We start from the raw sequence: 26,089 nt of genomic DNA on the forward strand, positions 1-26,089 counted from the left end.
TCCCCGCGGTCAGCGGGTGCCGGTGGCTGCCGCGCGGCGGCGGGAGAGCGCGTCGACGGTGGCGGCGAGCATGAGCACGACGCCGGTCACCACGTACTTGACTCCCGCGCTGTACCCCATCAGGCCCATTCCGTTTTCGATGACCGCGACCACCGCGCCGCCGAGGACGGCGTCGAGGACACGGCCCTTGCCACCGAAGAGGCTGGTGCCTCCGATCACCGCCGCGCCGACCGCGTAGAGCAGTACGTTACTGCCCCCGGTGTTCGGGTCGACCGAGTTGGCCCGGCTGGCCGCCACGATGCCACCGATCGCGGCCATGGACGAGCAGATCACGAAGACCGAGATCCGGATCCGGTCGATCCCGATGCCGGCCCGGCGTGCCGCTTCCCGGTTGCCGCCCACGGCGTAGATGTGCCGGCCGTAGCTGGTGCGTTGGAGCACGAAGGTCCAGATGACCAGCAGCACCGCGATGATCGGCACGACGATCGGCACACCCTTGAGTGAGACGACCAGTACGTTGCGGCTGCGCTCCAGGTTGAGGACGTACACCGCCGCTCCGAGGATGACGGCGAGCCCGCCGATCCGCAGCGCCACCACCGCGATCGGGTCGGTGATCAGACCGCGGGCCACCCGGTTGCGGTGGCGCAGCAGCTGCACCGCCCCGTAGCCGACGACCGCGAGGGCGGCCAGCGCCCAGCCGAGGGTGGGGGTGAGGTTGCGGTTGGCGATGGCGACGAGCACCTCGTCGCGGACGGAGATGTTGGTGCCGTCCTTGACGAGCATCAGCACGATGCCCTGGAAGGCGAGGAAGCCGGCGAGGGTGACCACGAAGGACGGAACGCCGATCTTCGCGACGAGCAGGCCGAGGGTGGTGCCGATGACCAGACCGGTGCCGACCGCGGCGAGCACGGCGACCCACCAGGGGTAGCCGAGTACGGTGACCACATTGGCCAGTACCGCCGCGCAGACCCCGCTGGCGAAGCCGGCGGAGAGGTCGATCTCGCCGAGCAGCAGCACGAAGACCAGGCCCATCGCGATCAGCGTGACCGCGGCACCCTGGGTGAAGAGGTTGGCGAAGTTACCGGCTGACAGGAACGACGACGGCCGCATGACCGCGAAGACCGTGCAGAGCACGATCAGGCCGAGGACGGCGGGGAGCGCGCCGACGTCGCCGCCGCGTACCCGGCTCAGGTAGGTGCGGACGTGGCTCCCGACGGTCGGCGCCGGTGTGACGGCCGCGGGGCCGTCCTTCCGCACGGCGGTGGTGGTCATCGGTGGCCTCCTGAGGTCGAGTCGGCCGGCTGCGGGCCGTTGCCGTTGCCGCCCGTACCCGGGTCGGTGGCGAGGCCGAGCCCGCCCGAGCGCCCGGCGGTGATCAGCTCGACCACCTGGGCGTGGGTGATGTCGGTGGTCTTCACCTGGGCGACCATCTGGCCGAGGTACAGCGCGGCGATGCGGTCGGAGACGGCGAAGACGTCGTTCATGTTGTGCGAGATGAGCACCACGGCGAGGCCGTTGTCGGCGAGGCGGCGGACCAGTTCGAGCACCTGGGCGGTCTGTGCCACGCCGAGCGCGGCGGTCGGCTCGTCAAGGATGACCAGCTTGCTGTTCCACAGCACGGCCTTGGCGATGGCCACGGTCTGACGCTGACCGCCGGAGAGGCTGGACACGTGTTGACGCAGTGAGGTGACGGTGCGGATGGAGAGCCCGGCCAGCGTCTCGGCGGCGAGTTGCTCCATGGTCGGCTCGTCGAGGACGATGCCGCTGCGCTTCTCCCGGCCGAGGAACATGTTCTGCACGATGTCCAGGTTGTCGCAGAGCGCGAGGTCCTGGTAGACGACCTCGATGCCGAGGGCGGCGGCGTCGCGAGGGCTGTTGATGTGGACCTGCTCGCCGTTGAACAGAACCTCGCCGGCGTCGGTGGGGTAGATGCCGCTGATGCACTTGACCAGGGTCGACTTGCCGGCGCCGTTGTCGCCGACCAGCGCGGTCACTTCGCCCGGGTGGACGGTGAATGCGACGTCGCGGAGCACCTGGACGGGACCGAAGCTCTTGTCGATCCCGCGAAGTTCCAGCAGGGGGGTCGCGGACACGGGGGGTCTCCTTCGCAAGGGAGGTCGGGGCCCGTCCGGCGGGCGCCGCCCGGCACGGGAGGGGTGCTCCCGTGCCGGGCGGCGATGGTCGTCCCGGCGGGTACTGCGGCGTCGGTCAGCTGATGCCGGCTTCGGCGCAGAGCTTGGCGTACGTCCCGGTGCAGACCTGCTCCTTGGTCACGTAGCCGTCGGCGATGACGTCCTTGACGGTGTCCTTGTAGATGGCCTTCGGGGTGAGCAGCACCGAGGGGACGTCGCGGCCACCCTCCGGGTCCTTCACCGTCTGGCCGGTCTCCTTCTTCTCGCCCTTGGCGAGCGCGATGGCCAGGTCGGAAGCGGCCTTGGCCTCTTCCCGGACCGCCTTGTAGACGGTCATGCACTGGTCACCGACGAGGATGTTCTGCAGGCCCTCGACGCTGGCGTCCTGCCCGGTCACCGGCACCTTGCCGTTGAGCTTGTTCTTCTTGAGGATCGAGATGGCCGCGTTGCCGAGACCGTCGTTGGCCGACAGCACACCGTCGATCTTGCCGTTGGCCTTGGTGAGCTGCTGCTCGAAGATCGTGGCGGCCTGGGCGTTGTCCCACGCCGGCACCGCGTCCTCGGGGCCCTTGACGTATTCCTTGGAGTCGAACTTCGGCTTGAGCACCGAGTCGTAGCCGGCCTTGAACAGGGTGGCGTTGTTGTCGGTGGGGGAGCCGTTGAGGTACGCCACGACCGGGTTCTTGACACCCTTCTCGGTCAGGCACTTCGTCAGACCCTCGCCCTGCAGCTTGCCGACGGTCTCGTTGTCGAAGCTGACGTAGTACTGGGCGGAGCCGCCGAGGGTGAGCCGGTCGTAGTCGATGGTGGCGACACCCTGCGACTTGGCCTTGTCGAGCACGGCCTTGCCGGTGCCGGAGTCCAGGTTGACGATCATCAGGGCGGTGACGCCGCCGGTGATCATCTGGTCGGCGATGGTCTGGAAGGCAGTCTTGTCGTTCTGGGCGTTCTGAATGTCGTACTGAACGCCGGCGGCCTTGAACGCCTCTTCCAGGAATCGACGGTCCGCGGTCTCCCAGCGGACGGAGGACTTGCTGTCCGGGAGGATCACGCCGATCTTGGGGGTCTTGGCCGAACCGGACGGGTCGTTGCTGGAGTCGTCGCCGCAGGCGGTCAAGGCGCCGGCCGTGAGCAGGCCCACGGCGGCGATGGTGAGGATCCCCTTACGCATGTGCAGGGTCCTTTCGGGGGTGGGGGAGGTGTTGTTTTGTTGTGTCCGGCAACGTATTTCGCGTCACACCAGCTCCACAAGACTGCGCAGGTGCCAAGTTTGTTGGGGGCGATAACAATTCAGCAACGCGACTGTTACTCCCCGGTCATCCCACCGGGGAGTCGACGTAACGACAGGTGTTAGCGCGTGTGCAACGGCGCGGTGCGCGCCTCGGTCAGCGCCACCAGATCAGCAGCCGCCAATTCGAGTTGCAGACCGCGTCGGCCTGCGGAGACGTAGATCGTCGGCAGGTCCAGTGCGGAGTCGTCGAGCACAGTGGGCAGTCGCCGGCGCTGCCCGAGCGGGCTGATCCCACCCCGCACGTAGCCGGTGGCCCGCTCGGCGACCACCCGGTCGGCCAGCGCGGCCCGCTTGCCGCCTACCGCCGCCGCGAGCGCCTTGAGGTCCAGTTCACCGCTGACCGGTACGACCGCCACGGTGAGTGCGCCGTCCACGTCGGTCACCAGCGTCTTGAACACCCGCTCCAGCGCCACGCCGAGCGCCGTCGCCACCAGCGCGCCGTAGTTCGGGGCGTCCGGCGCCACCCGGTACGGGTGGGTGCGATGCGCGATGCCACGCTTGACCAGTAGTGCCGTCGCCGGAGTGCCCTGTCCCGCCACACCGACGACGCTAGTCGACCGGCCGGCCGATCAGTACGGTCGGCGCCCCGGCGACCCGGGTGAGCACCAGACTCGCCGCCTGGTCGCCGGTCAACCGTAGGTCCCGCCGGAGCTGCTCCGGGGTGAGTGCCGAGCCCCGCTTGAGGATCTCCACCCGACCCACCCGGCGGTCCCGCAGCAGCGTCCGCAGGCGCTTGAGCGAGAACGGCAGCACGTCGGTGATCTCCAGGCAGCGGGCGTACGGGGTGCGGGTCGGGTGCTCGGCGTAGAGGTAGGCGATGCTCGGGTCGCCCAGCGTGGCGTGCAGCTCGTCGGCCAGTTCGGCGACGAGGTGCGCGCGGACCACCGCCGGGTCGGGGTCGTAGAGGTAGCGGCCCACCGTCCCGACCGGCGCCTCGGTGGCACCTGAACCGGTGAGCTGGTGGCGGCGGGTCTCGCCGCTCTCCTGGCGGTACAGCGTGGCGCGGCGGGGCACCTCCGCCAGCTCCCCGCACCAGAGCGCGGCCTCGACCAGGTCGCCGTCCACGCCGACCCACTCGGCCTCCGCGCCGGGCGGGATGAGCGAGTGGTCCAGGCCCGGCGCCACCTTCACCACGGTGCGCGGCACCCGCTCGGCCAACCCGGTCACGAAGTCCCAGGGTGGCGAGTAGGCGCGCGGGTCGAAGATCCGCCGCCCGGTGCCGGTCGTCCGGCGGGCCGGATCGCAGAAGACCCCGTCGACCCGGGTGACGTCGAACGCTGTGGCGTCGCCGCACTCGACCGTGAACAGGTCGGCCAGCCCCGCCGCGGCCGCGTTGGCGGCGGCCATCGCGGCGGTCACCGGGTCGGCCTCCACCCCGTACACCCGGATGCCGGCACGGGCCGCGGCCAGCGCGTCGGCGCCCAGGCCGCAGCCGAGGTCGGCGAGGGTCCGAACGCCGGCCGCGGCCAGCCGGGCGGCCCGCCGGTCGGCGACCACCCGGCGGGTGGCCTGCTCCAGCCCGGCGCGGGTGAGGAACATCCCCGCCGCGGCCGGACCGAACTTGCCGACCGCCCGGTGGCGCAGCTCGGCCTGGGTGAGCGCCGCCGCGGCCAGCGGCGGCGGCACCCCGGCCGCGCGCAGGGCCGACGCCGCGGTCAGCGGATCACCGCCGGCCAGCTCGGCCGCCGCCGCGAGCGCGGCCGACCCCTCGGGGGTACGCAGCGTCGCCAGCTGGTCGAGATCCACTCCGCCATTGTCCCGGTCGATTCGGAAATCCTGGCTGGCGGGGCGCGACGCGCTGGCACTCTCCTTGACGGAGTGCTAGCCACGGAATAACCTGCGATTAGCACTCTCACCATGAGGGTGCCAGCTTCCGGGTCTCGCGACCCGGGTGCGCACGCCAGGCGGACCGGCACCCGCGACGACGGTCCCGCCCGGTGGCATGAGGCAGATTGACGCTGGTCAGCCCCGCTGGCCAGCAACGAAACCAGTACCCCAGGAGGGTATGCCCGTGACTACCGCGACCAAGGTTGCGATCAAGCCGCTCGAGGACCGCATCGTGGTCCAGGCGAACGAGGCTGAGACCACCACGGCGTCGGGCATCGTGATCCCCGACACCGCCAAGGAGAAGCCGCAGGAGGGCACCGTCCTCGCTGTGGGCCCGGGGCGCGTCGACGACAACGGCAACCGGGTTCCGGTTGACGTTCAGGTCGGCGACACCGTCCTCTACTCGAAGTACGGCGGCACCGAGGTCAAGTACGCCGGCGAGGAGTACCTGGTGCTCTCCGCCCGCGACGTCCTCGCGGTCATCGAGAAGTAAGCAACCGATCAGTGCCATTGCCCCGGTCCGGCTCGCCGGGCCGGGGCAATGACGCTTCGAAGGGACATTCATGGCGAAGATCCTGAGCTTCTCGGACGACGCCCGGCACCTGCTGGAGCACGGTGTCAACGCCCTCGCGGACGCGGTCAAGGTCACCCTCGGCCCGCGCGGGCGCAACGTCGTCCTGGACAAGAAATTCGGTGCGCCGACGATCACCAACGATGGTGTGACCATCGCCAAGGAGATCGAGCTCACCAACCCCTACGAGAACCTCGGCGCGCAGCTGGTCAAGGAGGTGGCGACCAAGACCAACGACGTCGCCGGCGACGGGACCACCACCGCCACCGTGCTGGCCCAGGCGATGGTTCGCGAGGGTCTGCGCAACGTGACCGCCGGGACCAACCCGGCCGGCCTCAAGCGGGGCATCGACGCGGCGGCCGCCAAGGTCTCCGAGGCGCTGCTCGGCCGGGCCGTGGAGGTCGCCGGCAAGGACTCGATCGCGAACGTGGCGACGATCTCCGCGCAGGACGCCACCATCGGCGACCTGATCGCCGAGGCGATGGAGCGGGTCGGCCGCGACGGTGTCATCACCGTCGAGGAGGGCTCGATGCTCACCACCGAGCTGGACGTGACCGAGGGTCTCCAGTTCGACAAGGGCTTCATCTCGCCGAACTTCGTCACCGACCTGGAGGGTCAGGAGTCCGTCCTCGAGGACGCGTACATCCTGGTCACCACCCAGAAGATCTCGGCGATCGAGGAACTGCTGCCGCTGCTGGAGAAGGTCCTGCAGAACAGCAAGCCCCTGCTGATCATCGCCGAGGACGTGGACGGCCAGGCGCTCTCCACCCTGGTGGTCAACTCGCTGCGCAAGACCCTCAAGGTCTGCGCCGTGAAGGCCCCGGGCTTCGGCGACCGTCGCAAGGCCATGCTGCAGGACATCGCGATCTCCACGGGCGCCGAGCTGGTCGCCCCGGAGCTGGGCTACAAGCTCGACCAGGTCGGCCTGGAGGTGCTCGGCACCGCCCGGCGCGTCGTGGTCGACAAGGAGAACACCACGATCGTCGACGGTGGCGGCCAGAAGACCGACGTCGCCGACCGGGTGGCCCAGATCCGCAAGGAGATCGAGGCCTCCGACTCCGACTGGGACCGGGAGAAGCTGGCCGAGCGGCTGGCGAAGCTCTCCGGCGGCATCGCCGTGATCAAGGTGGGTGCGGCGACCGAGGTCGAGATGAAGGAGCGCAAGCACCGCATCGAGGACGCCATCGCGGCGACCAAGGCCGCGGTCGAGGAGGGCACCGTGCCCGGCGGCGGCGCCGCCCTGGTGCAGATCCTCCCGGTGCTCGACGACGACCTGGGCTTCACCGGTGACGAGAAGGTCGGCGTCTCGGTCGTGCGCAAGGCGCTCGTCGAGCCGCTGCGCTGGATCGCGCAGAACGCCGGTCACGACGGCTACGTCGTCACCCAGAAGGTCGCCGACCTGAAGTGGGGCAACGGCCTCGACGCCGCCAAGGGCGAGTACGTCGACCTGGCCAAGGCCGGCATCATCGACCCGGTGAAGGTGACCCGCAACGCGGTCACCAACGCCGCCTCGATCGCCGGTCTGCTGCTCACCACGGAGAGCCTCGTGGTGGAGAAGCCGGAGCAGGCCGAGCCGGCCGCCGCCGGTGGGCACGGCCACGGCCACGGCCACCAGCACGGCCCGGGCTTCTGACCCGGTAGCGACACCTCCCGGGGCACACCGTCGTACGGCGGTGTGCCCCGGTCCGTCTTCGCCGGTCATTACCAAGCGCTGACGTCGTTGGCGACCCGGCGCGGTGATCGCGCACACTGGGCCGATGAGCACCACGTCACGGCGGTACGCCGCGCTGGCCGGAGTGACCGCTGCCGCCGTCGCGATCGGGATCGCCGAACCGGTGGCGGTGCTGACCGGCCCCCGGTCGGCGCCGCTGGTCGCGGTCGGTGGGGTGGTCGTCGACGCCGTCCCCGAGTCGGTCAAGCAGTTCGCCATCGACGTCTTCGGCACCGCCGACAAGATCGCCCTGCTGGTCGGTACGGCCGTGCTGCTCGGCGGCTTCGCCGCCCTGTTCGGAGTGCTGGCGGTGCGCCGGTTGGCCCTCGGTCTGGCCGGCATCGCGGCGTTCGGCGTCATCGGCGTGGCCGCCGCGCTGACCCGCCCCGGCGCGGACGTCCTCGACGCGCTGCCATCACTCGTCGGCGGCGGCCTCGGTGCCCTGGTGCTCTGGCTGTTCATCGCCGGCCCGTTCGAGCTGGACCCCTGGCCCTGGACCTCACCCGCGCCCCGGGTGGCCCCGGTGTCCCCGGCGGGTCCGGTGTCGCCGGCTGGCCCCTCGGGCCGTGACGGACTGCCGGTGCCGGTGACCCCTGCCGCGCCGGTGCCGGTTACTCCCGCCGCGCCGGTAGCGGTGAGCGCGGCCGACGGGGTCGACCCGGAGTCGCGTCGGCGGTTCCTCAGCGGTGCCGGGGCGCTGCTCGGCACCGCCGCCGTGGCCGGCCTGGGCGGGCGGTGGCTGGCTGGGCAGCGCGGGGTGTCGGCCGCCCGGGACGCGATCCGCCTGCCCGCGCCGGTCGCACCGGCACCGGCCGTGCCCGCCGGCGCGGACCTGTCGGTGACCCAGCTCGCGCCGTATGTCACCCCGAACTTCGGGTTCTACCGGATCGACACCGCCCTGGTGGTGCCCCAGGTGGACCCCGACACCTGGCGGCTGCGGATCCACGGCCGGGTCCGTACCGAGCGCACCTACAGCTACGCCGACCTGCTGGCCCGGCCGCTGGTCGAGCGGTACGTCACGCTGGCCTGCGTCTCCAACGAGGTCGGGGGCGACCTGATCGGCAACGCGCGCTGGCTCGGCGTACCCCTGCGGGAACTGCTCGACGAGGTCGAGCCGGAGGCCGGCGCCGACCAGGTCGTCGGCCGGTCGGTCGACGGCTGGACCTGTGGCACCCCCACCGCCGCGCTGCGCGACGGGCGGGACGCCCTGCTGGCGATCGGCATGAACGGGGAGCCGCTGCCGGTGGAGCACGGCTTCCCGGTCCGGATGGTGGTGCCCGGCCTCTACGGTTACGTGTCGGCCTGCAAATGGGTGACCGAGCTGGAGCTGACCCGGTTCGCCGACTTCGACGCGTACTGGGTGCCGCGGGGCTGGTCCGCCCAGGGACCGATCAAGACCCAGTCGCGAATCGACGCGCCGCGCGCCCGCAACCGACTGACCGCCGGACCGGTCACCGTGGCCGGGGTGGCCTGGGCGCAGCACCGGGGCATCCGCCGGGTCGAGGTACGCGTCGACGGCGGCGCCTGGCAGGAGGCGGAGCTGGCCCCGACGGTGTCGGTGGACACCTGGGTGCAGTGGTCGTGGCGCTGGGACGCGACGCCGGGCGAGCACCGGCTCCAGGTCCGGGCCACCGACGCGACGGGTGAGACGCAGACCGAGCGTACGCAGGGCGTCGCCCCGGACGGCGCCACCGGCTGGCACACCGTCACGGTCAACGTCCGCTGACTCCGCCCGCATGACGCGGGAAACCGCGCCCCGGTGGGGGCGCGGTTCGCGGTGCTGGGAAGAGTCGGGTCAGGCGACGTTGCGTTGGGCGGGGACGGTCGACTTGTGCGGGCGGCCCAGTCGGGCCTCCAGTCGGGCCACGTCCACCCTGGCGTGCCGGCGGTCCGCCAGGTCCTCCCAGCCGACGGCGAGCAGCCGCAGCCGCTCCGACTCGCTGAAGCCACCCCACACGCCGTACGGCTCGCGGACCGACAGCGCGTGCGCGGCGCACTCGGCGCGAACGGGGCAGGCCCGGCAGACCGCCTTGGCGGAGGACTCCCGACGCAGTCGGGAGGAGCCCCGCTCACCGTCGGGGTGGAAGAACTGGGCGCTGTCCCGCCCTCGACAGGCACCGAGCCGCTGCCAGTCCCACAGATCGACGATGGGTCCGGGCAGTCTACGTACGTTCGACATCAGCACCCCTCCTCCCGCGCGGCACCGCGAGATCCTTGTGGCCGGCTTCCGGGCGGCGGGCCGCGCAGGCGCACCGTTCCCGGCCTGGCCCTCCCGGTACCCGGGCCGTCGCCGACTCACACGTGTGTGATCGAAAACGACCTCCAAGTTGCGGCTTTTGCCCCATCTGTCGGAAAAGTTCGAAGGATTGCCGGGAACCTCCTCCCCAGCCGACCCCGTCATGGTCTGCTCGTTGGCGGAGAGGAGACCACAGTGCGTACCGTTCTCGTGTGCGTTCGGACACCACTCGCCGCCCAGCACCTGACTTCTGCTGCCGCGCGACTGGGTTTGTCCGCGATCGTTCGTACCGCCGTCTCCGATCCCGAGGTGATGTTGCGGCTCGCTGAGCGACCGGCCGACGTGGTGCTGGCCGACACGGCCCTGACGCGGCCGGACAGCGCCGGCTTCGTCCGCCGGGTGCTGGCCCGCGCGCCGCAGGCCGCGGTGGTGCTGCTCGGCGCCGAGGAGTCCGAGGCCGCGGCGGCGAGCATCAGCGCCGGCGCCCGCGGTCTGATCCAGAACGCCGACCACGACCTGACCAGCGCGGTCGCGAAGGCCCTGCTGCTGCTCACCGCTCCCGGCCGGGCGACCCGGCAACGGATCACCGATCCGGCCCGGGACACCGCGACGGTCGGCGGCGCGGGCCGCTCCGGGCCGTCCCTGCGCGGCTCCGCCGAGCCCGGCCGGTCCGCCACGGCAACCGGCGAGGGGCCGGCAGGCGTGCCGTCGGTGCCGGTACAGCGAGGTGACGATGAGGCCGAGTCCGCGAACGGCGATTCGCCCGACCAGACCGACCAGGCCCGCAGCGCCCAGAGCACCCGGCCCGCCCGGGCGTCGATCGGGCTCACCGAGCGGGAGCTCCAGGTGCTGCTGGGCATGGCCGAGGGCAAGAGCAACGCGGAGATCGGCCGGGAGCTGTTCGTCTCGGAGGACACCGTCAAGACCCACGCCCGCCGGCTGTTCCGCAAGCTCGGTGCCCGGGACCGGGCACACGCGGTGGCCGCCGGCTTCCGCGCCGGCCTGGTCGCCTGACCCGCACCCCGGTCCCGCACGCGCCGCACGCGCCGCGCCGCGCGCGCCGCGCCGCGCCGCGCCGCACCGCGCCGCACCGCGCCGCACCGCGCCGCACCGCGCCGCACCGCGCCGCACCGCGGCGCGCCGCACCGCACCGCAAGATCGTGCTCGAACCAGGATGTAGTGGCCTCCTCGGACCGGGAGGCCACTACATCGTGGTTGCAGCACGATCTTGCGGCGGCCGGGCTTGCTTGCCGAGGGTGGGACCGCGGGGGTCAGTCCGTGGCGGTGGTGGTGCCCGACTCGTCCTCGGTGCCCTCGGTCAGGGTGTCGTGCACCCCGTCGGCGTACCCGCGGGCGTAGTCCCACGTCACGTAGTGGTCCGGGTCCGGGTCGTAGGCGGGCTCGTGCACCCGGGGCCGACCGGAGTTGAGCAGGTGTCGCAGGTTGCCCCGGAGCAGATCCCAGTCGAAGTAGTGCGGCTCCCGGCAGTCCTCGCATTCGATCACCAGCCCGCGGACACCGATCGGCGCCAGCAGGGCCTGGTAGATCTCCAGGTCGGCGAGGTCCTCCAGCACGTCCTGCCGCTCGACGTCGGTCAGTGGATCCGGCGTCGCGTCGTCGCCCGGATCGTCCAGCCCCGCAGTCGGGTCGGCCGGGTCGCCGTTGAACGGGTCGATGGGCTCGTCGTGCACCCCCTCACCGTAGACCCAACGCGGCGGGGACGTCCGCCCCCCGGGCTGCGCGACGAGCCGGCCCGCCACGAGGGAGTCGCCCAGCTCACTGGGTACGATGGGACGACGTGCCGGCACCGTGGCGCGTTCCGGTGCCTGCCCGCGCCACCTCGCTGAAGCCCATTCGAGCAGCTCAGGGGAGCAATCGTGGAAAATTCGCCCAGCACCGATCTTCCGGCCGGCGCCGAGCACGCCGACCTGGGCGGCCACCTGCCCGAGCTGCCGGCCGGCTCCGCGCGGGTGGTTCCGCTCGGTCTCACCTTCGACGACGTGCTGCTGCAGCCGGGCGAGTCGGACGTGGTGCCCAGCAGGGTCAACACCCGGACGAAGCTCACCCGCAACGTCGAGCTGTCCATCCCCCTGCTGTCCAGCGCCATGGACACCGTCACCGAGGCGCGGATGGCGATCGCCATGGCCCGCCAGGGCGGCATCGGCGTGCTGCACCGCAACCTTTCGCTGGAGGACCAGGCCCTTCAGGTCGACCTGGTGAAGCGCTCCGAGTCCGGCATGATCACCAACCCGGTGACGGCCAGCCCCAACGACACGCTGCGCGAGGTCGACGAGCTGTGCGGCCGCTACCGCATCTCCGGCGTGCCGGTCGTGGACTCCGACGGTCAGCTGGTCGGCATCGTCACCAACCGGGACATGCGCTTCGTCTCCGAACCGGACACGCCGGTCCGCGAGATCATGACCCACACGCCGCTGGTCACCGCCAAGGTCGGGGTGAGCAAGGACGACGCGCTGGCCCTGCTGCGCCAGCACAAGGTCGAGAAGTTGCCGATCGTGGACGACTCGGGCCGGCTGCGCGGGTTGATCACCGTGAAGGACTTCACCAAGAGCGAGCAGTACCCGGACGCCAGCAAGGACGACGCCGGCCGGCTGCGGGTCGCGGCCGCCATCGGTGTGGGCGAGGACGCGTACAAGCGGGCCCGTGCCCTGGTCGACGCGGGCGTGGACGTGCTGATCGTGGACACCGCGCACGGCCACCAGCGGGCCGTGCTGGACATGGTCCGCCGGCTCAAGGCCGACGTCAGCATCGACATCGTGGGCGGCAACGTGGCCACGTACGCCGGCGCGAAGGCGCTGGTCGACGCCGGCGCCGACGGGATCAAGGTGGGCGTGGGTCCGGGCGCGATCTGCACCACCCGGATCGTCGCCGGGGTCGGCGTGCCGCAGATCACCGCGATCATGGAGGCGGCCCGGGCCGCCCGTCCGGCCGGTGTGCCGGTGATCGGTGACGGCGGGATCCAGTACTCCGGCGACATCGCCAAGGCGCTGGTCGCCGGCGCCGACACGGTGATGCTCGGCAGCCTGCTGGCCGGCTGCGAGGAGAGCCCCGGCGAGCTGATCTTCGTCAACGGCAAGCAGTACAAGGCGTACCGCGGCATGGGGTCGCTCGGCGCGATGCAGTCCCGGGGCCAGGCCAAGTCGTACAGCAAGGACCGCTACTTCCAGCAGGACGTGCTCAGCGACGACAAGCTGGTCCCCGAGGGCGTCGAGGGCCAGGTGCCCTACCGAGGGCCGCTGTCCCGGGTGGCCCACCAACTCGTCGGTGGGCTGCGTCTGGCCATGGGGTACGCGGGCGCGGAGAACATCCCCGACCTGCACCACCGGGGCCAGCTCATCCGGATCACCGCGGCCGGGCTGAAGGAGAGCCACCCGCACGACATCCAGATGACCGTCGAGGCGCCCAACTACCACACCCGCTGACCCCTCCACCCCCAACCACCTGGAGTCCCCCATGCGTGACGTGGTCGAGATCGGGCTGGGCAAGACCGCGCAGCGCGGCTACCACCTGGACGACATCGCCATCGTGCCGAGCCGGCGAACCCGGGACGTCGACGACGTCTCGACCGCCTGGCAGCTCGACGCGTACCCGTTCGGCATCCCGTGCGTCGGGCATCCCTCCGACGCCACCATGAGCCCGTCGTCGGCGGTGCGGCTCGGTCAGCTCGGCGGCCTCGGCGTGCTCAACGTCGAGGGGTTGTGGACCCGCTACGAGAACCCGACCAAGGTGCTGGACGAGCTTGCCGGCCTCGACGAGGACGCCCGCGCCACCAAGCGGCTCCAGGAGGTGTACGCGGAGCCGATCCGTCCGGACCTGATCGCCGAGCGGGTGCGTGAGCTGCGCGCCGGTGGCGGCACGGTGGCGGTGCGGGTCTCCCCGCAGCACACCCTCGCGCTGGCCCCGGTGATCCTGGACGCCGGGGTGGACATCCTGGTCATCCAGGGCACCATCGTGTCGGCGGAGCACGTGTCGACCACCGATGAGCCGCTGAACCTCAAGGAGTTCATCGCCGACCTCGACCTGCCGGTGATCGTGGGTGGCTGCACCGACTACAAGACGGCGCTGCACCTGATGCGTACCGGCGCGGCCGGCGTGATCGTGGGCATCGGTGGTGACGAGTGGTCGACCACCGAGTCGGTGCTGGGCATCCGGGTGCCGATGGCCACCGCGATCGCCGACGCGGCGGCGGCCCGCCGTGACTACCTCGACGAGACCGGCGGCCGGTACGTGCACCTGATCGCCGACGGCGACATCCAGACCTCCGGTGACATCGCCAAGGCGCTCGGCTGCGGCGCGGACGCGGTGATGCTGGGCGAGCCGTTGTCGCTCTGCGACGAGGCGCCCGCCGGCGGTGCCTGGTGGCACTCGGCGGCCAGCCACCCGTCGCTGCCCCGGGGCGCGTTCGAGGTGGCGGGTGAGCCGCTCGGGTCGATGGAGGAGCTGCTCTTCGGCCCGGCCGACGAGGCCGACGGTCAGCTCAACCTGTTCGGTGGGCTGCGCCGTGCGATGGCCAAGTGCGGCTACCGCGATCTCAAGGAGTTCCAGAAGGTCGGTCTGGTCCTCGACCGCTGACCGTCACCCGCTCGGCGAAAGGCCGGCCCCGCGACGCTGCGGGGCCGGCCTTTTCCGTTACTTCTTGAGGTAGATGGTCAGGTCGGACATGTTGCGGTAGCTGAGCGCCGCGAAGTCGAGCGACTGGGCCCGGTTGGTGGTGCCGCCCGGGGCGGTGTCCATCTCCCAGTTGGCGTGGTGGAAGTCCCGCTCGCCGATGGTCTGGAAGAACTGCTGGAAGTTGATGTCGCCCTCGCCGAGCGGGGTCATCTGGTGGCCGTTGGGCACGCTGGTGTCCCGGTCGCCGTCCTTCGCGTGGAACAGCGGGAACCGGGTGGTCCGGTCGGCCACGTTGAGGATCGGGTCGAACAGGTCGATCTGCGCGCGGCCGGCCGGGTCGACGTACTTCTGGTGCTTGTAGCGGGCGACGTAACCCCAGTAGATGTCGAACTCGAAGAAGACGTACCGGGGGTCGGTCCGGCCGAAGAAGTACTCCAGCCGCCGGATGCCGGAGGAGCGGGTGGGGCGGCCCTGCTCGTCGAGCGGCCCGGAGTCGAGCAGGAAGCTGTACGCGACGTCGTGGTTGTGCGTGTAGAGCCGCAGGCCCCGGGCTCGGGCCTGCCGGCCCAACTCGTTCCAGGTGTCGGCGGCGGCGTCCCAGTCGGCCTTGTACGCGCTGTTGGTCGGGTCGCTGCCGGTGCCGATGTTCTTCATGCCGAGTTCCTCGGCGATGTCCATCTGCTGCTGGAAGGTGGCCGCCTGGATCGAGGCGTGGGTGCCGTTGGCGACGAGACCGTTGTCGTCGAGGATCTTGCGGATCTCGCGCGGGGTGATCTGCCGGCCCAGGATCTCGGTGCTCTGGGTGTATCCGGCGAACTCGATCTCCTTGTAGCCGATCTCGGCGAGCCGGGCGAGAACGCGCTCGAAGCCGTACGGCACACCACTGTCGTCGGGCGCGGCGGTGATCCGGTCCCGGACGCTGTAGAGGATGATGCCCCGGTTCTTCGACGGGATCAGCGGTTCGACCCGCAGCCTGCTCCTGCCCTTGTCCTTGGGGTTCGCGAGTGCGGGGGCGCCGGTGGCGAGCACCGGCAGACCGGCCGCGCCGAGCGCGGCGGCGGCGCCGGCGGAGGCGGCGAGCAGGGACCGGCGGCTGAGCCGGCCGGCAGAGGAGGCGTCGGGTGCGGTCTGGTCTGGCATCGTTCCACCTTTCGCGACGGCGGTGGCCGTCGATGACGATCAGCAGAGGGTGCGACGAGAGTCCGGTCGCGGGGCGCCGCCGAGCGCCCAGGTCCGCGTCTGAATGTTCCGAACGCGTTACAGCTTGGAGACAGACACTAACGGCGGTCGAAGCCGAAAGAAAGTATCGATCGAGGTTAACTTTTGTTTGTATCGACGAAAGTGACTGATGATCGTCGATACGGGCCGTGGGTCCGTCGGCGCTGACTACGCTCGTCCTGATCGGGATCGTCGCAGGAGGAGGGTGCATGGTCCGGACCGGACAGACGCCGACCGGCAGCCGGCTGGCCGCCACCGCCACCGCGTTGACCTGTGTGATCGCGCTCATCACGGCCGGCTGCACGGGTGCGGACACCGACGGATTCCGGCCCGGTGCCACCGACGCCGGTGATCCGTACGTGCCGGGGCGCGGTAACGGCGGCTACGACGTCACGCACTACGGCCTCGACGTCCGCTACGACCCGGCGACCGACCGGCTCACCGGCCGCGCCGTCGTCACGGCCACGGCCACCCAGGACCTGTCCCAGTTCAACCTGGACCTGCACGGTCTGGACGTCGACTCGGTCAGCATCTCCGACGCGCGGGTCGACCATCGACGCGACGACGACGAACTGGTCGTGACCCCCCGCGACGGGTTGCCCCGTGGCCGGCAGTTCACGGTGACGGTCGAGTACGCGGGCGTACCCGCCGCCGTCACCGACGGCGAACTGGGCAGCGGCGGCTTCCTGCACACCGCCGACGGCGCGGTCGCGCTCGGCCAACCCGACTCCGCGGCGACCTGGTTCCCGGTCAACGACCATCCGTCGGACAAGGCCAGCTACGACATCGCGGTGACCGTTCCGGACGCGCTGTCGGCGCTGAGCAACGGGGTGCCCGGCCCGAAGAGCAGCGCCGACGGCTGGACCACCTGGCGCTGGTCGGAGCGTGCCCCGATGGCCAGCTACCTGAGCACCCTGGTGATCGGAAACTACCGGGTGAGCAGTGGCACGCACGGCGGCCGGCCGATGGTCACCGCCGTGGCCGCGAGCCTGCCGGCCAACGGGGGCGCGGCCAACTCGGTGGCCCGCACCGGGGAGATCGTCGACTTCCTGGCCAGCCGCTTCGGCCCGTACCCCTTCGACTCGTACGGCGGGATCGTCGTCGCCGACGACCGGATCGGCTACGCCCTGGAGACCCAGTCCCGGCCCGTCTACGGGCCCGGCTTCTTCACCGGCGACCGGCCCGATCCGGGAGTCGTCGCCCACGAGCTGGCCCACCAGTGGTTCGGCGACAGTGTGTCGCTGAGCAGGTGGGGCGACATCTGGCTGAACGAGGGCTTCGCCAGCTACGCCGAGTGGCTGTGGGAGGAGCACGACGGCGGCCGGACCGCGCAGCGCAACTTCGAACTCCAGTACGTGGCGACCGACTGGACCCAGCCGTCGGTCGAGCCGGGCCGGGAGCGCATGTTCGGTACCGCCGTCTACAAGCGCGGCGCGCTCACCGTGCACGCGCTGCGCCGCACCGTCGGCGACGACACGTTCTTCCGCATCCTGCGGACCTGGACCGCCGAGCGGGCGACCGGCAACGCGACCACCTCGGATTTCGTCGCGCTCGCCGAGCGGGTGTCCGGCCGACAGCTACGACCGCTCTTCGACGCCTGGTTGGTGGGCGGCTCGGCGCCAACCCTGCCGTGACGGGGCCGTGATCGCCGGTCGATAGGCTGCCGCCTGCGATCGGCGGGAGACCCCCGTCGCGCGGGGCGGCCCGACCGTCACCGCAACCGTACGGGGAGGGTTCGTGATGAGGGTGACGCGGCGCGGGCTGCGGGTGGGTGCCGGTCTGCTGGTGACCGGGGCGCTCGCACTGTCCGGATGCGACTCGGCCGCCCCGGAGGCCGCACCCTCGCCGAGCACGTCGCCCACGCCGGCGCGGACGTTCACCGCCGGCGCCGCCGGGGTCGGTGACGACTACTTTCCGAGCTACGGCAACGGTGGCTACGACGTCGGGCGGTACACCATCAAGGTGCGCTACGACCCGGCGAAGGACCAGCTGACCGGCACGGCCACGGTGCAGGCCACCGCGACGGCCGACCTGTCGACGTTCAACCTCGACCTCGCCGGCCTGACCGTCGAGCGGGTCACCGTGGACGGCGCCCCGGCCACCCACACCCGGGTGAAGAACGAGCTGGTGATCAAGCCGGCGGCCGGCCTGATCAACGGCAACGGGTTCGTCGCCGAGATCGCCTACGCGGGCGTGCCGAAGCCGCTGAAGAACGAGGTGCTCGGCGACGGTGGCTTCGTGCACACCTCCGACGGTGCGATCGCGTTGGGTCAGCCCGAGTCGGCGAGCACCTGGTTCCCGGTCAACGACCACCCGTCCGACAAGGCGTCCTACGACTTCGAGATCACCGTCCCGGACGGCCTCACCGCGGTCAGCAACGGTGTGCCCGGCGGCAAGACCAGCAAGGGCGGCTGGACCACCTGGAAGTGGTCGGAGAAGTCGCCGATGGCCAGCTACCTGAGCACGCTGGTGATCGGCAAGTTCCGGGTCACCACCGGCGAGCACAGGGGCCGGCCGGTCTACAGCGCCGTCACCACCAAACTTGCCAAGGGCCCCGCGGACACGGCGATGGCGCAGACCGTCACGGTCGCCGACTACCTGGAGAGCGTGTTCGGGCCGTACCCGTTCGACGCGTACGGCGGCGTGGTCGTCTCCGACAGCCGCATCGGGTACGCGCTGGAGACGCAGAGCCGCCCGGTCTACTCCGGCGGCTTCTTCCGGCAGGGCGCGAACACCGGTGTGGTCGCCCACGAGCTGGCCCACCAGTGGTTCGGTGACAGCGTGGCGTTGGCCAGGTGGGAGGACATCTGGCTCAACGAGGGCTTCGCGACGTACGCGGAGTGGCTCTGGGCCGAGCACACCAAGGAGTCCACCGCCAAGGCGGAGTTCGACAAGCGGTACGACGCGGTGCCGAGCGTGGTGTGGAGGACGCCGCCGGGCAAGCCGGGGGTGAAGGACCTGTTCAGCCAGTCGGTCTACCAGCGTGGCGGGATGACCCTGCACGCGCTGCGGGTGGCCGTCGGCGACAAGGCGTTCTTCGAGATCGTCAAGACCTGGGCGGCGGACAAGCGCAACGGCACCGCCACCACCGCCGAGTTCGTGGCCCTCGCCGAACGAGTCTCCGGCAAACAACTGGACGCCCTCGTCGACGCCTGGCTCTACGGCACCAAAAAGCCCGCCCGCCCCAAGCCCCTCTGACCCCCGCCCCCGCGATCTTGCACTTTCTGCCCCGGCAAAAGGGGTGAGTGAGCGCGAATCAACGACCGAAAGTGCAAGATCGCGGGCGGGCGAGGGGTGCCCGGGTACGGGGTGCCGGGTTAGTTCTTGACGACCAGGTTGGGGTGGGCGGCCAGGTAGGCGTCGGCGCGGCCGGCGCGCAGCTCCGTGATGAACTTCCGGCCCTCGCTGGTGAGCTGTTCGCCCTGGTAGGCGTTGCCCTTGCCGACGCCGGAGCCGGGCAGGCCGACCAGCACGAACTTGTCCTCCGGCACCCCGCTCAGCGCGTACGCCAGGTCGACGATGCGGTTGCCGCCCACGTACACCAGGGTGTCGCCCAGCGCGGCGACCACCTGGTCCACCCGCTCCGGTTGCCGGGCCAGGCCCTCGTCCAGGATCTTGCGGGTCAGCGCGCGGATCAACTGCTGCTGGTGGCGCTGCCGGGCGTAGTCGCCGCCGGTGATGTAGCGCTGCCGCGCGTAGTCCAGCGCCTGCCAGCCGTTGAGATGCTGGGTGCCCTTCTCGTAGACCTTCTGCGGCCCGGTGTACCCGCCGGGCGCGCTGTCCCGGTATTTGCCGTCCGGCTTGCGGTGCAGTGACGCGACCCGCTGGTCGACGTAGATGTCCACCCCGCCGAGGGCGTTCACCAGCCGGTCGAAGCCGTTGAACGTGAGCACCGCGCCCGCGTCGATGCGCAGCCCGGTGTAGCCGCTGACGGTGCTGCGCAGCAGCTCGTACCCCTGGGCCGTGCTCGGTTGCTTGGGTTTGCCCGGCACCCGGCTGCCGAAGCTCATCGAGTGGGTGAGCTTGGTCTTGCCGCCCTTGTAGCCGGCCTTCGGGAACGCCGGGATGTCCACCAGCAGGTCGCGGGGGAGCGAGAAGAGGTACGCCCGACCCAGCCCCTTGGGCACGTGCAGCACCAGCACGGCGTCGGAGTGCGGCTCCCAGCCGGGCACGCTGACCCGGGTGTCCACCCCGACCAGCAGCAGCGTCAGCGGGCCGGTGATGTTCGCGCCCGGCGGCGGACCGCTCGGGCTGGGGGTGGGCGTTCCCAGCGGCGACGGGGTGGGTGAGCCGGCCACCGGGGCGCCACCGGGCTTGCTGTCGCCGGTGAGCCGGGTGACCACCACCGCCCCGGCGGCGATCAGCGCGACGGCGGCGAGGGCCACCAGGCCCAGCAGCAGCCACCGTCGGCGCGGTGCCATCGACCCGAGGATCATCTTGGATTCCTTCCACCCGTCTGGTGAACAACGCTCCGACGGGTACTCCGGGTTGCGGCCCGGAAAGCGCCAGGTCGGTTGGCCGGTGCATGATCGCGCGAAAACTGCCGCTGGCGCGAGCGCTACTGGCGAGTAATGATGCGTCCATGCGGTATGGCGTGGTCGTCATCGGGTCCGGCTTCGGTGGCAGCGTCACCGCGCTCCGGCTGGCCGAGAAGGGCTGGTCGGTCGGCGTTCTGGAGGCCGGCCGGCGGTTCGCCGACGACGAGTTCCCGCAGACGTCCTGGCGGGCCCGCCGGTTCCTGTGGGCGCCGAGGCTGGGTTGCTACGGCATCCAGCGGCTCACCCTGCTCCGCCCCGCCGACCGGCGATCCGGCGGTGGCCTGCTGGTGCTCTCCGGCGCGGGCGTGGGCGGCGGCTCGCTGGTCTACGCGAACACCCTCTACGAGCCGCTGCCGGCCTTCTACGCCGATCCGCAGTGGCGCGACATCACCGACTGGCGTGACGAACTGGCCCGTCACTACGACCAGGCGAAGCGGATGCTCGGCGTCACCACGTACCCGATGGACACCGGCGCGGACCGCGCCATGCGGGCGGTGGCCGAGCGGATGGGGGTGGGGCACACCTTCCATGCCACTCCGGTGGGCGTGCACATCGGCCGACCCGGCCAGCGGGTCGCCGACCCGTACTTCGGCGGCGCCGGCCCGGAACGCACCGGCTGCCTGCACTGCGGCTCGTGCATGACCGGCTGCCGGCACGGGGCGAAGAACACGCTGGTCAAGAACTACCTCTGGCTCGCCGAACGGCAGGGTGCCAGGGTGCACCCGTTGACCACGGTGACCGCCGTGCGACCGGCCTCCGGCGGCGGGTACGAGGTGCACACCGTCCGCACCGGGGCGTGGCTGCGGCGCGAGCGGCAGGTGATCCACGCCGACCAGGTGGTCTTCGCCGCCGGCGCGCTCGGCACCCAACGACTGCTGCACGCGATGCGGGCCGAGGGCGCGCTGCCGGCGCTGTCGCCCCGCCTCGGCGAGCTGACCCGGACCAACTCGGAGGCCATCCTGGGCGCCTCGGTGCCGCGCCAGCGGGCCCGGGCCGACCGACTCGACTTCAGCGAGGGGGTGGCGATCACCAGCTCGTTCCACCCCGACGCGCAGACCCACATCGAGCCGGTCCGCTACGGGCGCGGCTCCAACGCGATGGGACTGCTCCAGTCGCTGCTCGTCGACGGTGGCCCGCACCGGGTGCGGCGATGGTTGGGCAGCATCGTGCGGCAACCGGGGCTGGCCGCCCGGATGCTGTCCGTGCGCGGCTGGTCGGAGCGGACGGTGATCGCCCTGGTGATGCAGTCGGTGGACAACTCGCTGACGACCCGGTGGCGGCGCGGCGCGTTCGGTCGTCGGCTGGTGACCGGCCCGGGTCACGGCGCGCCGAGCCCGACCTGGATCCCGGCCGGCAACACCGCGACCCGACTGCTCGCCGAGGAGATCGGTGGCACCCCCGGTGGCTCGCTCACCGAGCCGTTCGACATCCCGATGACCGCGCACATCCTGGGTGGGGCGGTGATCGGCGCGACCCCGGCCGACGGGGTGATCGACCCTTGGCACCGGGTGTACGGCCATCCGGGGCTGCACGTGGTGGACGGGGCGTCGGTCTCGGCCAACCTCGGCGTGAACCCGTCGCTGACGATCACCGCGCAGGCGGAACGCGCGATGTCCTTCTGGCCCAACAAGGGCGAGGAGGACCCCAGGCCCGCGCTCGGGTCGCCGTACCGGCGGGTACCCCCCGTACCCCCGCGAAACCCTGCGGTCCCCGCGGACGCCCCGGGCGCGCTGCGACAGTGACCCCGGCGGGCGAGCCGGTGCCGGGGGCGCTCGTGACACTCGGTAGGCTTTGTGCACATGAGCCTGCCTCGCCCCGTCCTCGTGGTGGACTTCGGAGCCCAGTACGCCCAGCTCATCGCGCGCCGGGTCCGCGAGGCGAAGGTCTACTCCGAGATCGTGCCGCACTCGATGCCGGTCGCCGAGATGCTGGCGAAGAACCCGGCCGCGATCATCCTCTCCGGCGGTCCGGCCAGCGTGTACGCGCCGGACGCCCCGCAGATCGACGCCGGCGTGTTCACGGCCGACGTGCCGGTCTTCGGCATCTGCTACGGCTTCCAGGCGATGGCCCAGGCGCTCGGCGGCACCGTCGCGCGGACGGGTAACCGCGAGTACGGCGGCACGCCGCTGCGTCCGCGCCTCCTCGAGCCGGGTGTGCTGCTCCGCGATCTCCCGGCGGACCTGCCGGTCTGGATGAGCCACGGTGACGCCGTCACCGAGGCGCCCGAGGGCTTCACGGTGACCGCCGAGTCGGCGGGCGCGCCGGTGGCGGCGTTCGAGGACGTGGCCGGGCGTCGGGCCGGCGTGCAGTTCCACCCGGAGGTCGGGCACACCCAGCACGGCCAGGAGATGCTGCAGCGCTTCCTGTACGACATCGCCGGCATCGAGCCGACCTGGACGCCCGAGAACATCATCGACGAGCAGGTGGCCCGGATCCGCGCCCAGGTCGGCGACAAGGAGGTCATCTGCGGCCTGTCCGGCGGGGTGGACTCGGCGGTCGCCGCGGCGCTGGTGCACAAGGCGGTCGGTGACCAGCTCACCTGCGTCTTCGTCGACCACGGCCTGCTGCGCGCGGGTGAGGCCGAGCAGGTGGAGAAGGACTACGTCGCGGCCACCGGCATCAGGCTGAAGGTGGTCGACGCGGCGGACCGGTTCCTCGGCGCGCTGGCCGGCGTGACCGACCCGGAGCAGAAGCGCAAGATCATCGGCCGGGAGTTCATCCGGGTCTTCGAGGCCGCGGCCCGCGAGATCGCCTCGCACGGCGACGTGGAGTTCCTGGTCCAGGGCACCCTCTACCCGGACGTGGTCGAGTCTGGCGGCGGCACCGGCACGGCCAACATCAAGAGCCACCACAACGTCGGCGGCCTGCCGGAGGACCTGAAGTTCGCGCTGGTCGAGCCGCTGCGCACGCTGTTCAAGGACGAGGTCCGGGCGCTCGGCCTGGAGCTGGGCCTGCCCGAGGCCATGGTCTGGCGGCACCCGTTCCCCGGCCCCGGCCTGGCCATCCGGATCATCGGCGCGGTCGACCGGGAGCGGCTCGACCTGCTGCGCCGGGCCGACCTGATCGCCCGCGAGGAGTTGACCGCCGCCGGCCTGGACCGGGGCGTCTGGCAGTTCCCGGTGGTGCTGCTGGCCGACGTGCGCAGCGTCGGCGTGCAGGGCGACGGGCGCAGCTACGGGCATCCCGTGGTGCTGCGCCCGGTCTCCAGCGAGGACGCGATGACCGCCGACTGGTCCCGGCTGCCCTACGAGGTGGTGGCCCGGATCTCCACCCGGATCACCAACGAGGTCGCCGAGGTCAACCGGGTGGTGCTGGACGTGACCAGCAAGCCGCCGGGCACCATCGAGTGGGAGTGAGCGCGCCTCAACCGGCCGGCGGCGCGCTCGGCGGGGTCGTCGGAGGGTAGGGCTGCGGCGCGGCGCCCGCCGGGTGCGGCCAGGCGGGCGCGCCGGTGGGCTCCTCGGGCATCAGGAACCACATGATCGGGTACGCGAACAGGGCGAGCCCGCCGGTGAGCAGGCCGGTGACCGCGAAGACCACCCGGACCAGGGTGGGGTCGACGTCGAAGTAGCGGCCGAGGCCGCTGGCGACCCCCGCCACCATGCGGTCGGTGGTGGGTCGCCGGAGCTGCTTGTACGGGGCGTGGGGAGCGGCGGTGGTTGTCATGTCTCCACGGTCCGCGCTGGTGCCCGGCCTGCCCTCGGTGACTGCCCGGATCCTTACCCTGACCGATCCCTGATTGGGGCCAGACAGTCAGGAATCCGACTCTTTTCCGTTCCGGTAACCCGGCCCGGGGAGAATTTGCTCCCGTGACCACCTTGCTGGAGCCGCTCCGCAGGATCGCGGCATACGCAGTTTGTGCTGATTCAGACGGCCGAGTGTTGCTGGTCCGCGCATCGGAGCGCTCCGGCACACCCGGCACATGGTCGCTGCCCGGCGGGGCGGTCGACCACGGTGAGGACCCGAACCACACGGTGGTCCGGGAAACCGCCGCCGAGACGGGCCTCTCGGTCGCCGTCTCGGGCCTGGCCGACGTGCTCGCCGACATGCGGGCGCTGCCCGAGCGTGGCATCACCATCCACACCGACCGGCTGATCTACCGGGTCGGGGTGCGCGGCGGCACCCTCGCCGACCGGGTCGGCGAACGCCCCACCGACCTGGCCCGGTGGTACACGCTCGATGAGGCGCGCGAGCTGCCGCTGCGGTCGTTCACCGCGCGTGCCCTCGGGTTGCCCGCCTCCTCGGCCGACGTGGTGCCCGACGAGGTGCCCGAGTTCCCTTCCTTCTACGCGGTGCCCGGCCCCGACGGGCTGCACCGGGCGCAGCGCTTCGCCGCGTACGCGGTGTGCACCGACCCGGCCGGTCGGGTGCTGCTCACCCGCATCTCCGACGGCTACCCGGGTGCCGGCTGCTGGCACCTGCCCGGAGGCGGCACCGACTACGGCGAGCAGCCCGGCGCGGCACTCATCCGCGAGCTGGTGGAGGAGACCGGCCAGGCTGGCCGTCTCGTCGAGCTACTCGGAGTGGCCAGCCACCGCGACGCCGCCTCGCTCGGCCCGGAGGGCTACCCGATCGACTGGCACGGCGTACGCGCCTTCTACCGGGTGGTCGTGGACGATCCCAACCCGCTGACGATCGCCGACGTGGGCGGCTCGACCTGCGAGGCCCGCTGGTTCGCCCGCGAGGAGTTGGGCGCCCTGCCCACGGACCGCCTGACCGAGGTGACCGCCGAGGCAGTCCAAGCAGCCCAGCTCACCTAACCCCACACCCACCCCACCCCGACGCTCGCGGTCGATCATGAGGTTGACCGGGCGGTATGTCCGTCCCGGTGCCGCTAACCTCATGATCGATGAAGTCGGCGGGTGGAGGTGGCGGCGTGCGGGAGCGGCGGCGCGTCGGGGCGTACGGGATGCTGCGGGACGGGCGCGGGCGGGTGCTCTTGGCGCGCGGGTCGGAGACCTGCCCGTACCCGGGGGTGTGGCAGCTTCCCGGCGGCGGGGTCGAGCACGCCGAACACCCGGTCCGGGCCGCCCAGCGTGAGTTCGCCCGAGAGACCGGGCTGGCCGTCACGGTGGGCGCGATCCGGGCGGCGGTCGCCGACGTCGCCACGTACCCCGACGACGATGTCGCGGTGCACACCGACCGGCTGATCTTCGACGTCGAGGCGACGGGCGGTGACCTCCGGCCGGAGCCCGCCGGCGGCATCGCCGAGCTGGGCTGGTTCGGCCCGGACGAGGCGGCGGCCGTGCCGCTGATGCCGTTCACCGCCGAGCTGCTCGGGCTGCCGGTGTCGCCCCTGCCGGCCGGCCTGCCCCGGGCACTGCCACCCGACCCGGCACCGCACCCCGACCGCCGGCTGCGCTTCGGGGCGTACGGGCTGGTCACCGATCCGGCCGGGCGGTTCCTGCTCACCCAGATCGCGGACGGCTACCCGGGCGCCGGCAGGTGGCACCTCCCCGGCGGTGGCACCGACCACGGCGAACAGCCGACCACCGGGCTGCTGCGGGAGCTGGTCGAGGAGGGCGGGCAGCTGGGCCGGGTGGTGGAACTGCTCGGCGTCGACAACCTGCACAACCCCGCCGCGCTCGGCCCGGAGGGTCGCCCGCTGGACTGGCACGGCGTACGGGTGATCTATCGGGTGCTGGTGGACGTACCCACCGACGCGGTGGTCACCGAGTCCGCCGGTGGTTCGACGGCTCGGGCCGGCTGGTTCACCCGGTCCGAGACCGCTGACCTGCCGTTGACCGGCATCGCTGCCTCGGCAATCGGACAAGCGGGCGGATAGCACCCCGCTCGCTGAGCCGGAATGGTGACCCTCCGGTACAGTCAGTGGAGGGAATGGTGGAGGAAACGGGCGTTGAGGCCCGGGATGGGAATAAGAGAGCGGTTCGCGCGGTTTAAGCCAGTTATAAGTACCGCCGGCAGCTATCGCCAAG

At 71.6% G+C, this 26,089-nt stretch carries 22 protein-coding genes; 12 read left to right on the forward strand and 10 right to left on the reverse strand.

Annotated elements, in window-relative coordinates; all coding sequences use genetic code 11:
- Nucleotides 1–9: 9 nt before the first annotated feature.
- The 5 genes from O7620_RS29515 to O7620_RS29535 all read right to left on the reverse strand — a co-directional run bounded on the left by O7620_RS29515 (nucleotide 10) and on the right by O7620_RS29535 (nucleotide 5,169).
- Nucleotides 10–1,272: an ABC transporter permease gene (locus O7620_RS29515; protein ID WP_278126389.1), complete on the reverse strand. Its 1,263-nt coding sequence runs from the start codon at nucleotides 1,270–1,272 to the stop codon at nucleotides 10–12.
- The gene (locus O7620_RS29520) at nucleotides 1,269–2,093 is read right to left on the reverse strand and encodes an ATP-binding cassette domain-containing protein (RefSeq protein WP_151489883.1); all 825 of its coding nucleotides are present in this window, start codon (nucleotides 2,091–2,093) and stop codon (nucleotides 1,269–1,271) included. The genes O7620_RS29515 and O7620_RS29520 overlap by 4 nt, the downstream gene beginning before the upstream one ends.
- A 115-nt stretch (nucleotides 2,094–2,208) precedes the next feature.
- Complete coding sequence (locus tag O7620_RS29525; RefSeq protein ID WP_151489882.1) at nucleotides 2,209–3,303, reverse strand: substrate-binding domain-containing protein; 1,095 nt, start codon at nucleotides 3,301–3,303, stop codon at nucleotides 2,209–2,211.
- 179 nt (nucleotides 3,304–3,482) lie between these two features.
- Nucleotides 3,483–3,962, reverse strand: a complete 480-nt coding sequence (gene ybaK / locus O7620_RS29530) for a Cys-tRNA(Pro) deacylase (protein ID WP_151489881.1) — start codon at nucleotides 3,960–3,962, stop codon at nucleotides 3,483–3,485.
- A gap of 10 nt (nucleotides 3,963–3,972) precedes the next feature.
- Nucleotides 3,973–5,169, reverse strand: a complete 1,197-nt coding sequence (locus O7620_RS29535) for a methyltransferase domain-containing protein (protein ID WP_278126393.1) — start codon at nucleotides 5,167–5,169, stop codon at nucleotides 3,973–3,975.
- Nucleotides 5,170–5,428: 259 nt separating this feature from the next.
- On the opposite strand from O7620_RS29535, the gene groES reads away from it, so the two are divergent.
- The 3 genes from groES (at nucleotide 5,429) to O7620_RS29550 (ending at nucleotide 9,258) form a co-directional block, all read left to right on the forward strand.
- Nucleotides 5,429–5,743, forward strand: coding sequence for a co-chaperone GroES (gene groES, locus O7620_RS29540; protein WP_030330046.1), 315 nt, complete (start codon nucleotides 5,429–5,431; stop codon nucleotides 5,741–5,743).
- Between the two features lie 70 nt (nucleotides 5,744–5,813).
- Entirely contained in the window at nucleotides 5,814–7,454 is a 1,641-nt protein-coding gene (groL, locus tag O7620_RS29545; protein WP_278126394.1) for a chaperonin GroEL, read from the forward strand.
- 124 nt (nucleotides 7,455–7,578) lie between these two features.
- A complete protein-coding gene (locus tag O7620_RS29550) occupies nucleotides 7,579–9,258 on the forward strand; it encodes a molybdopterin-dependent oxidoreductase (protein ID WP_278126396.1) in 1,680 nt (559 codons plus the stop codon).
- 69 nt (nucleotides 9,259–9,327) lie between these two features.
- Here the strand turns inward: O7620_RS29550 and O7620_RS29555 are convergent, their stop codons facing one another.
- Entirely contained in the window at nucleotides 9,328–9,711 is a 384-nt protein-coding gene (locus O7620_RS29555; protein WP_139583648.1) for a WhiB family transcriptional regulator, read from the reverse strand.
- A gap of 252 nt (nucleotides 9,712–9,963) precedes the next feature.
- Here O7620_RS29555 and O7620_RS29560 point away from each other — a divergent pair, with 252 nt between their 5' ends.
- Nucleotides 9,964–10,782, forward strand: a complete 819-nt coding sequence (locus O7620_RS29560; RefSeq protein ID WP_151489877.1) for a response regulator transcription factor — start codon at nucleotides 9,964–9,966, stop codon at nucleotides 10,780–10,782.
- Nucleotides 10,783–11,039: 257 nt separating this feature from the next.
- On the opposite strand, the gene O7620_RS29565 is transcribed toward O7620_RS29560, so the two are convergent.
- The gene (locus O7620_RS29565) at nucleotides 11,040–11,459 is read right to left on the reverse strand and encodes a DUF5319 domain-containing protein (protein ID WP_278126398.1); all 420 of its coding nucleotides are present in this window, start codon (nucleotides 11,457–11,459) and stop codon (nucleotides 11,040–11,042) included.
- Between the two features lie 186 nt (nucleotides 11,460–11,645).
- Here O7620_RS29565 and guaB point away from each other — a divergent pair, with 186 nt between their 5' ends.
- Both guaB and O7620_RS29575 read left to right on the forward strand, forming a co-directional pair.
- Nucleotides 11,646–13,208: an IMP dehydrogenase gene (gene guaB / locus O7620_RS29570; protein ID WP_151489875.1), complete on the forward strand. Its 1,563-nt coding sequence runs from the start codon at nucleotides 11,646–11,648 to the stop codon at nucleotides 13,206–13,208.
- Nucleotides 13,209–13,239: 31 nt separating this feature from the next.
- Nucleotides 13,240–14,358, forward strand: a complete 1,119-nt coding sequence (locus tag O7620_RS29575; protein WP_278126400.1) for a GuaB3 family IMP dehydrogenase-related protein — start codon at nucleotides 13,240–13,242, stop codon at nucleotides 14,356–14,358.
- A 57-nt stretch (nucleotides 14,359–14,415) separates the two neighbouring features.
- Here O7620_RS29575 and O7620_RS29580 read toward each other — a convergent pair whose 3' ends face one another.
- On the reverse strand, nucleotides 14,416–15,537 hold the full coding sequence (locus O7620_RS29580; protein ID WP_278126401.1) for a sugar phosphate isomerase/epimerase: 1,122 nt from the start codon (nucleotides 15,535–15,537) through the stop codon (nucleotides 14,416–14,418).
- A 287-nt stretch (nucleotides 15,538–15,824) separates the two neighbouring features.
- On the opposite strand from O7620_RS29580, the gene O7620_RS29585 reads away from it, so the two are divergent.
- Together O7620_RS29585 and O7620_RS29590 are read left to right on the forward strand one after the other, a co-directional pair.
- Complete coding sequence (locus O7620_RS29585) at nucleotides 15,825–17,249, forward strand: M1 family metallopeptidase (protein ID WP_278126403.1); 1,425 nt, start codon at nucleotides 15,825–15,827, stop codon at nucleotides 17,247–17,249.
- A gap of 106 nt (nucleotides 17,250–17,355) precedes the next feature.
- Complete coding sequence (locus O7620_RS29590; protein WP_278127199.1) at nucleotides 17,356–18,813, forward strand: M1 family metallopeptidase; 1,458 nt, start codon at nucleotides 17,356–17,358, stop codon at nucleotides 18,811–18,813.
- 119 nt (nucleotides 18,814–18,932) lie between these two features.
- On the opposite strand, the gene O7620_RS29595 is transcribed toward O7620_RS29590, so the two are convergent.
- Nucleotides 18,933–20,051: an LCP family protein gene (locus O7620_RS29595; RefSeq protein WP_278126405.1), complete on the reverse strand. Its 1,119-nt coding sequence runs from the start codon at nucleotides 20,049–20,051 to the stop codon at nucleotides 18,933–18,935.
- A gap of 146 nt (nucleotides 20,052–20,197) precedes the next feature.
- Between O7620_RS29595 and O7620_RS29600 the strand changes: the two genes are divergently transcribed.
- Entirely contained in the window at nucleotides 20,198–21,895 is a 1,698-nt protein-coding gene (locus O7620_RS29600) for a GMC family oxidoreductase (protein WP_278126406.1), read from the forward strand.
- A gap of 57 nt (nucleotides 21,896–21,952) precedes the next feature.
- Nucleotides 21,953–23,509 (forward strand): glutamine-hydrolyzing GMP synthase, encoded by a 1,557-nt coding sequence (gene guaA / locus O7620_RS29605; RefSeq protein WP_278126407.1) that lies wholly within the window; start codon nucleotides 21,953–21,955, stop codon nucleotides 23,507–23,509.
- Nucleotides 23,510–23,516: 7 nt separating this feature from the next.
- Here guaA and O7620_RS29610 read toward each other — a convergent pair whose 3' ends face one another.
- Nucleotides 23,517–23,819 (reverse strand): PspC domain-containing protein, encoded by a 303-nt coding sequence (locus O7620_RS29610; protein WP_278126408.1) that lies wholly within the window; start codon nucleotides 23,817–23,819, stop codon nucleotides 23,517–23,519.
- 143 nt (nucleotides 23,820–23,962) lie between these two features.
- On the opposite strand from O7620_RS29610, the gene O7620_RS29615 reads away from it, so the two are divergent.
- Together O7620_RS29615 and O7620_RS29620 are read left to right on the forward strand one after the other, a co-directional pair.
- Nucleotides 23,963–24,913: an NUDIX hydrolase gene (locus tag O7620_RS29615; protein WP_278126409.1), complete on the forward strand. Its 951-nt coding sequence runs from the start codon at nucleotides 23,963–23,965 to the stop codon at nucleotides 24,911–24,913.
- Between the two features lie 116 nt (nucleotides 24,914–25,029).
- Nucleotides 25,030–25,938 carry an NUDIX hydrolase gene (locus tag O7620_RS29620; RefSeq protein ID WP_278127200.1) on the forward strand — a complete coding sequence of 303 codons (909 nt, stop codon included), beginning with the start codon at nucleotides 25,030–25,032 and terminating at the stop codon, nucleotides 25,936–25,938.
- The last annotated feature ends 151 nt before the right edge of the window (nucleotides 25,939–26,089 follow it).

It is taken from the genome of Micromonospora sp. WMMD710 (genome assembly GCF_029626045.1).
Taxonomy (GTDB): domain Bacteria; phylum Actinomycetota; class Actinomycetes; order Mycobacteriales; family Micromonosporaceae; genus Micromonospora.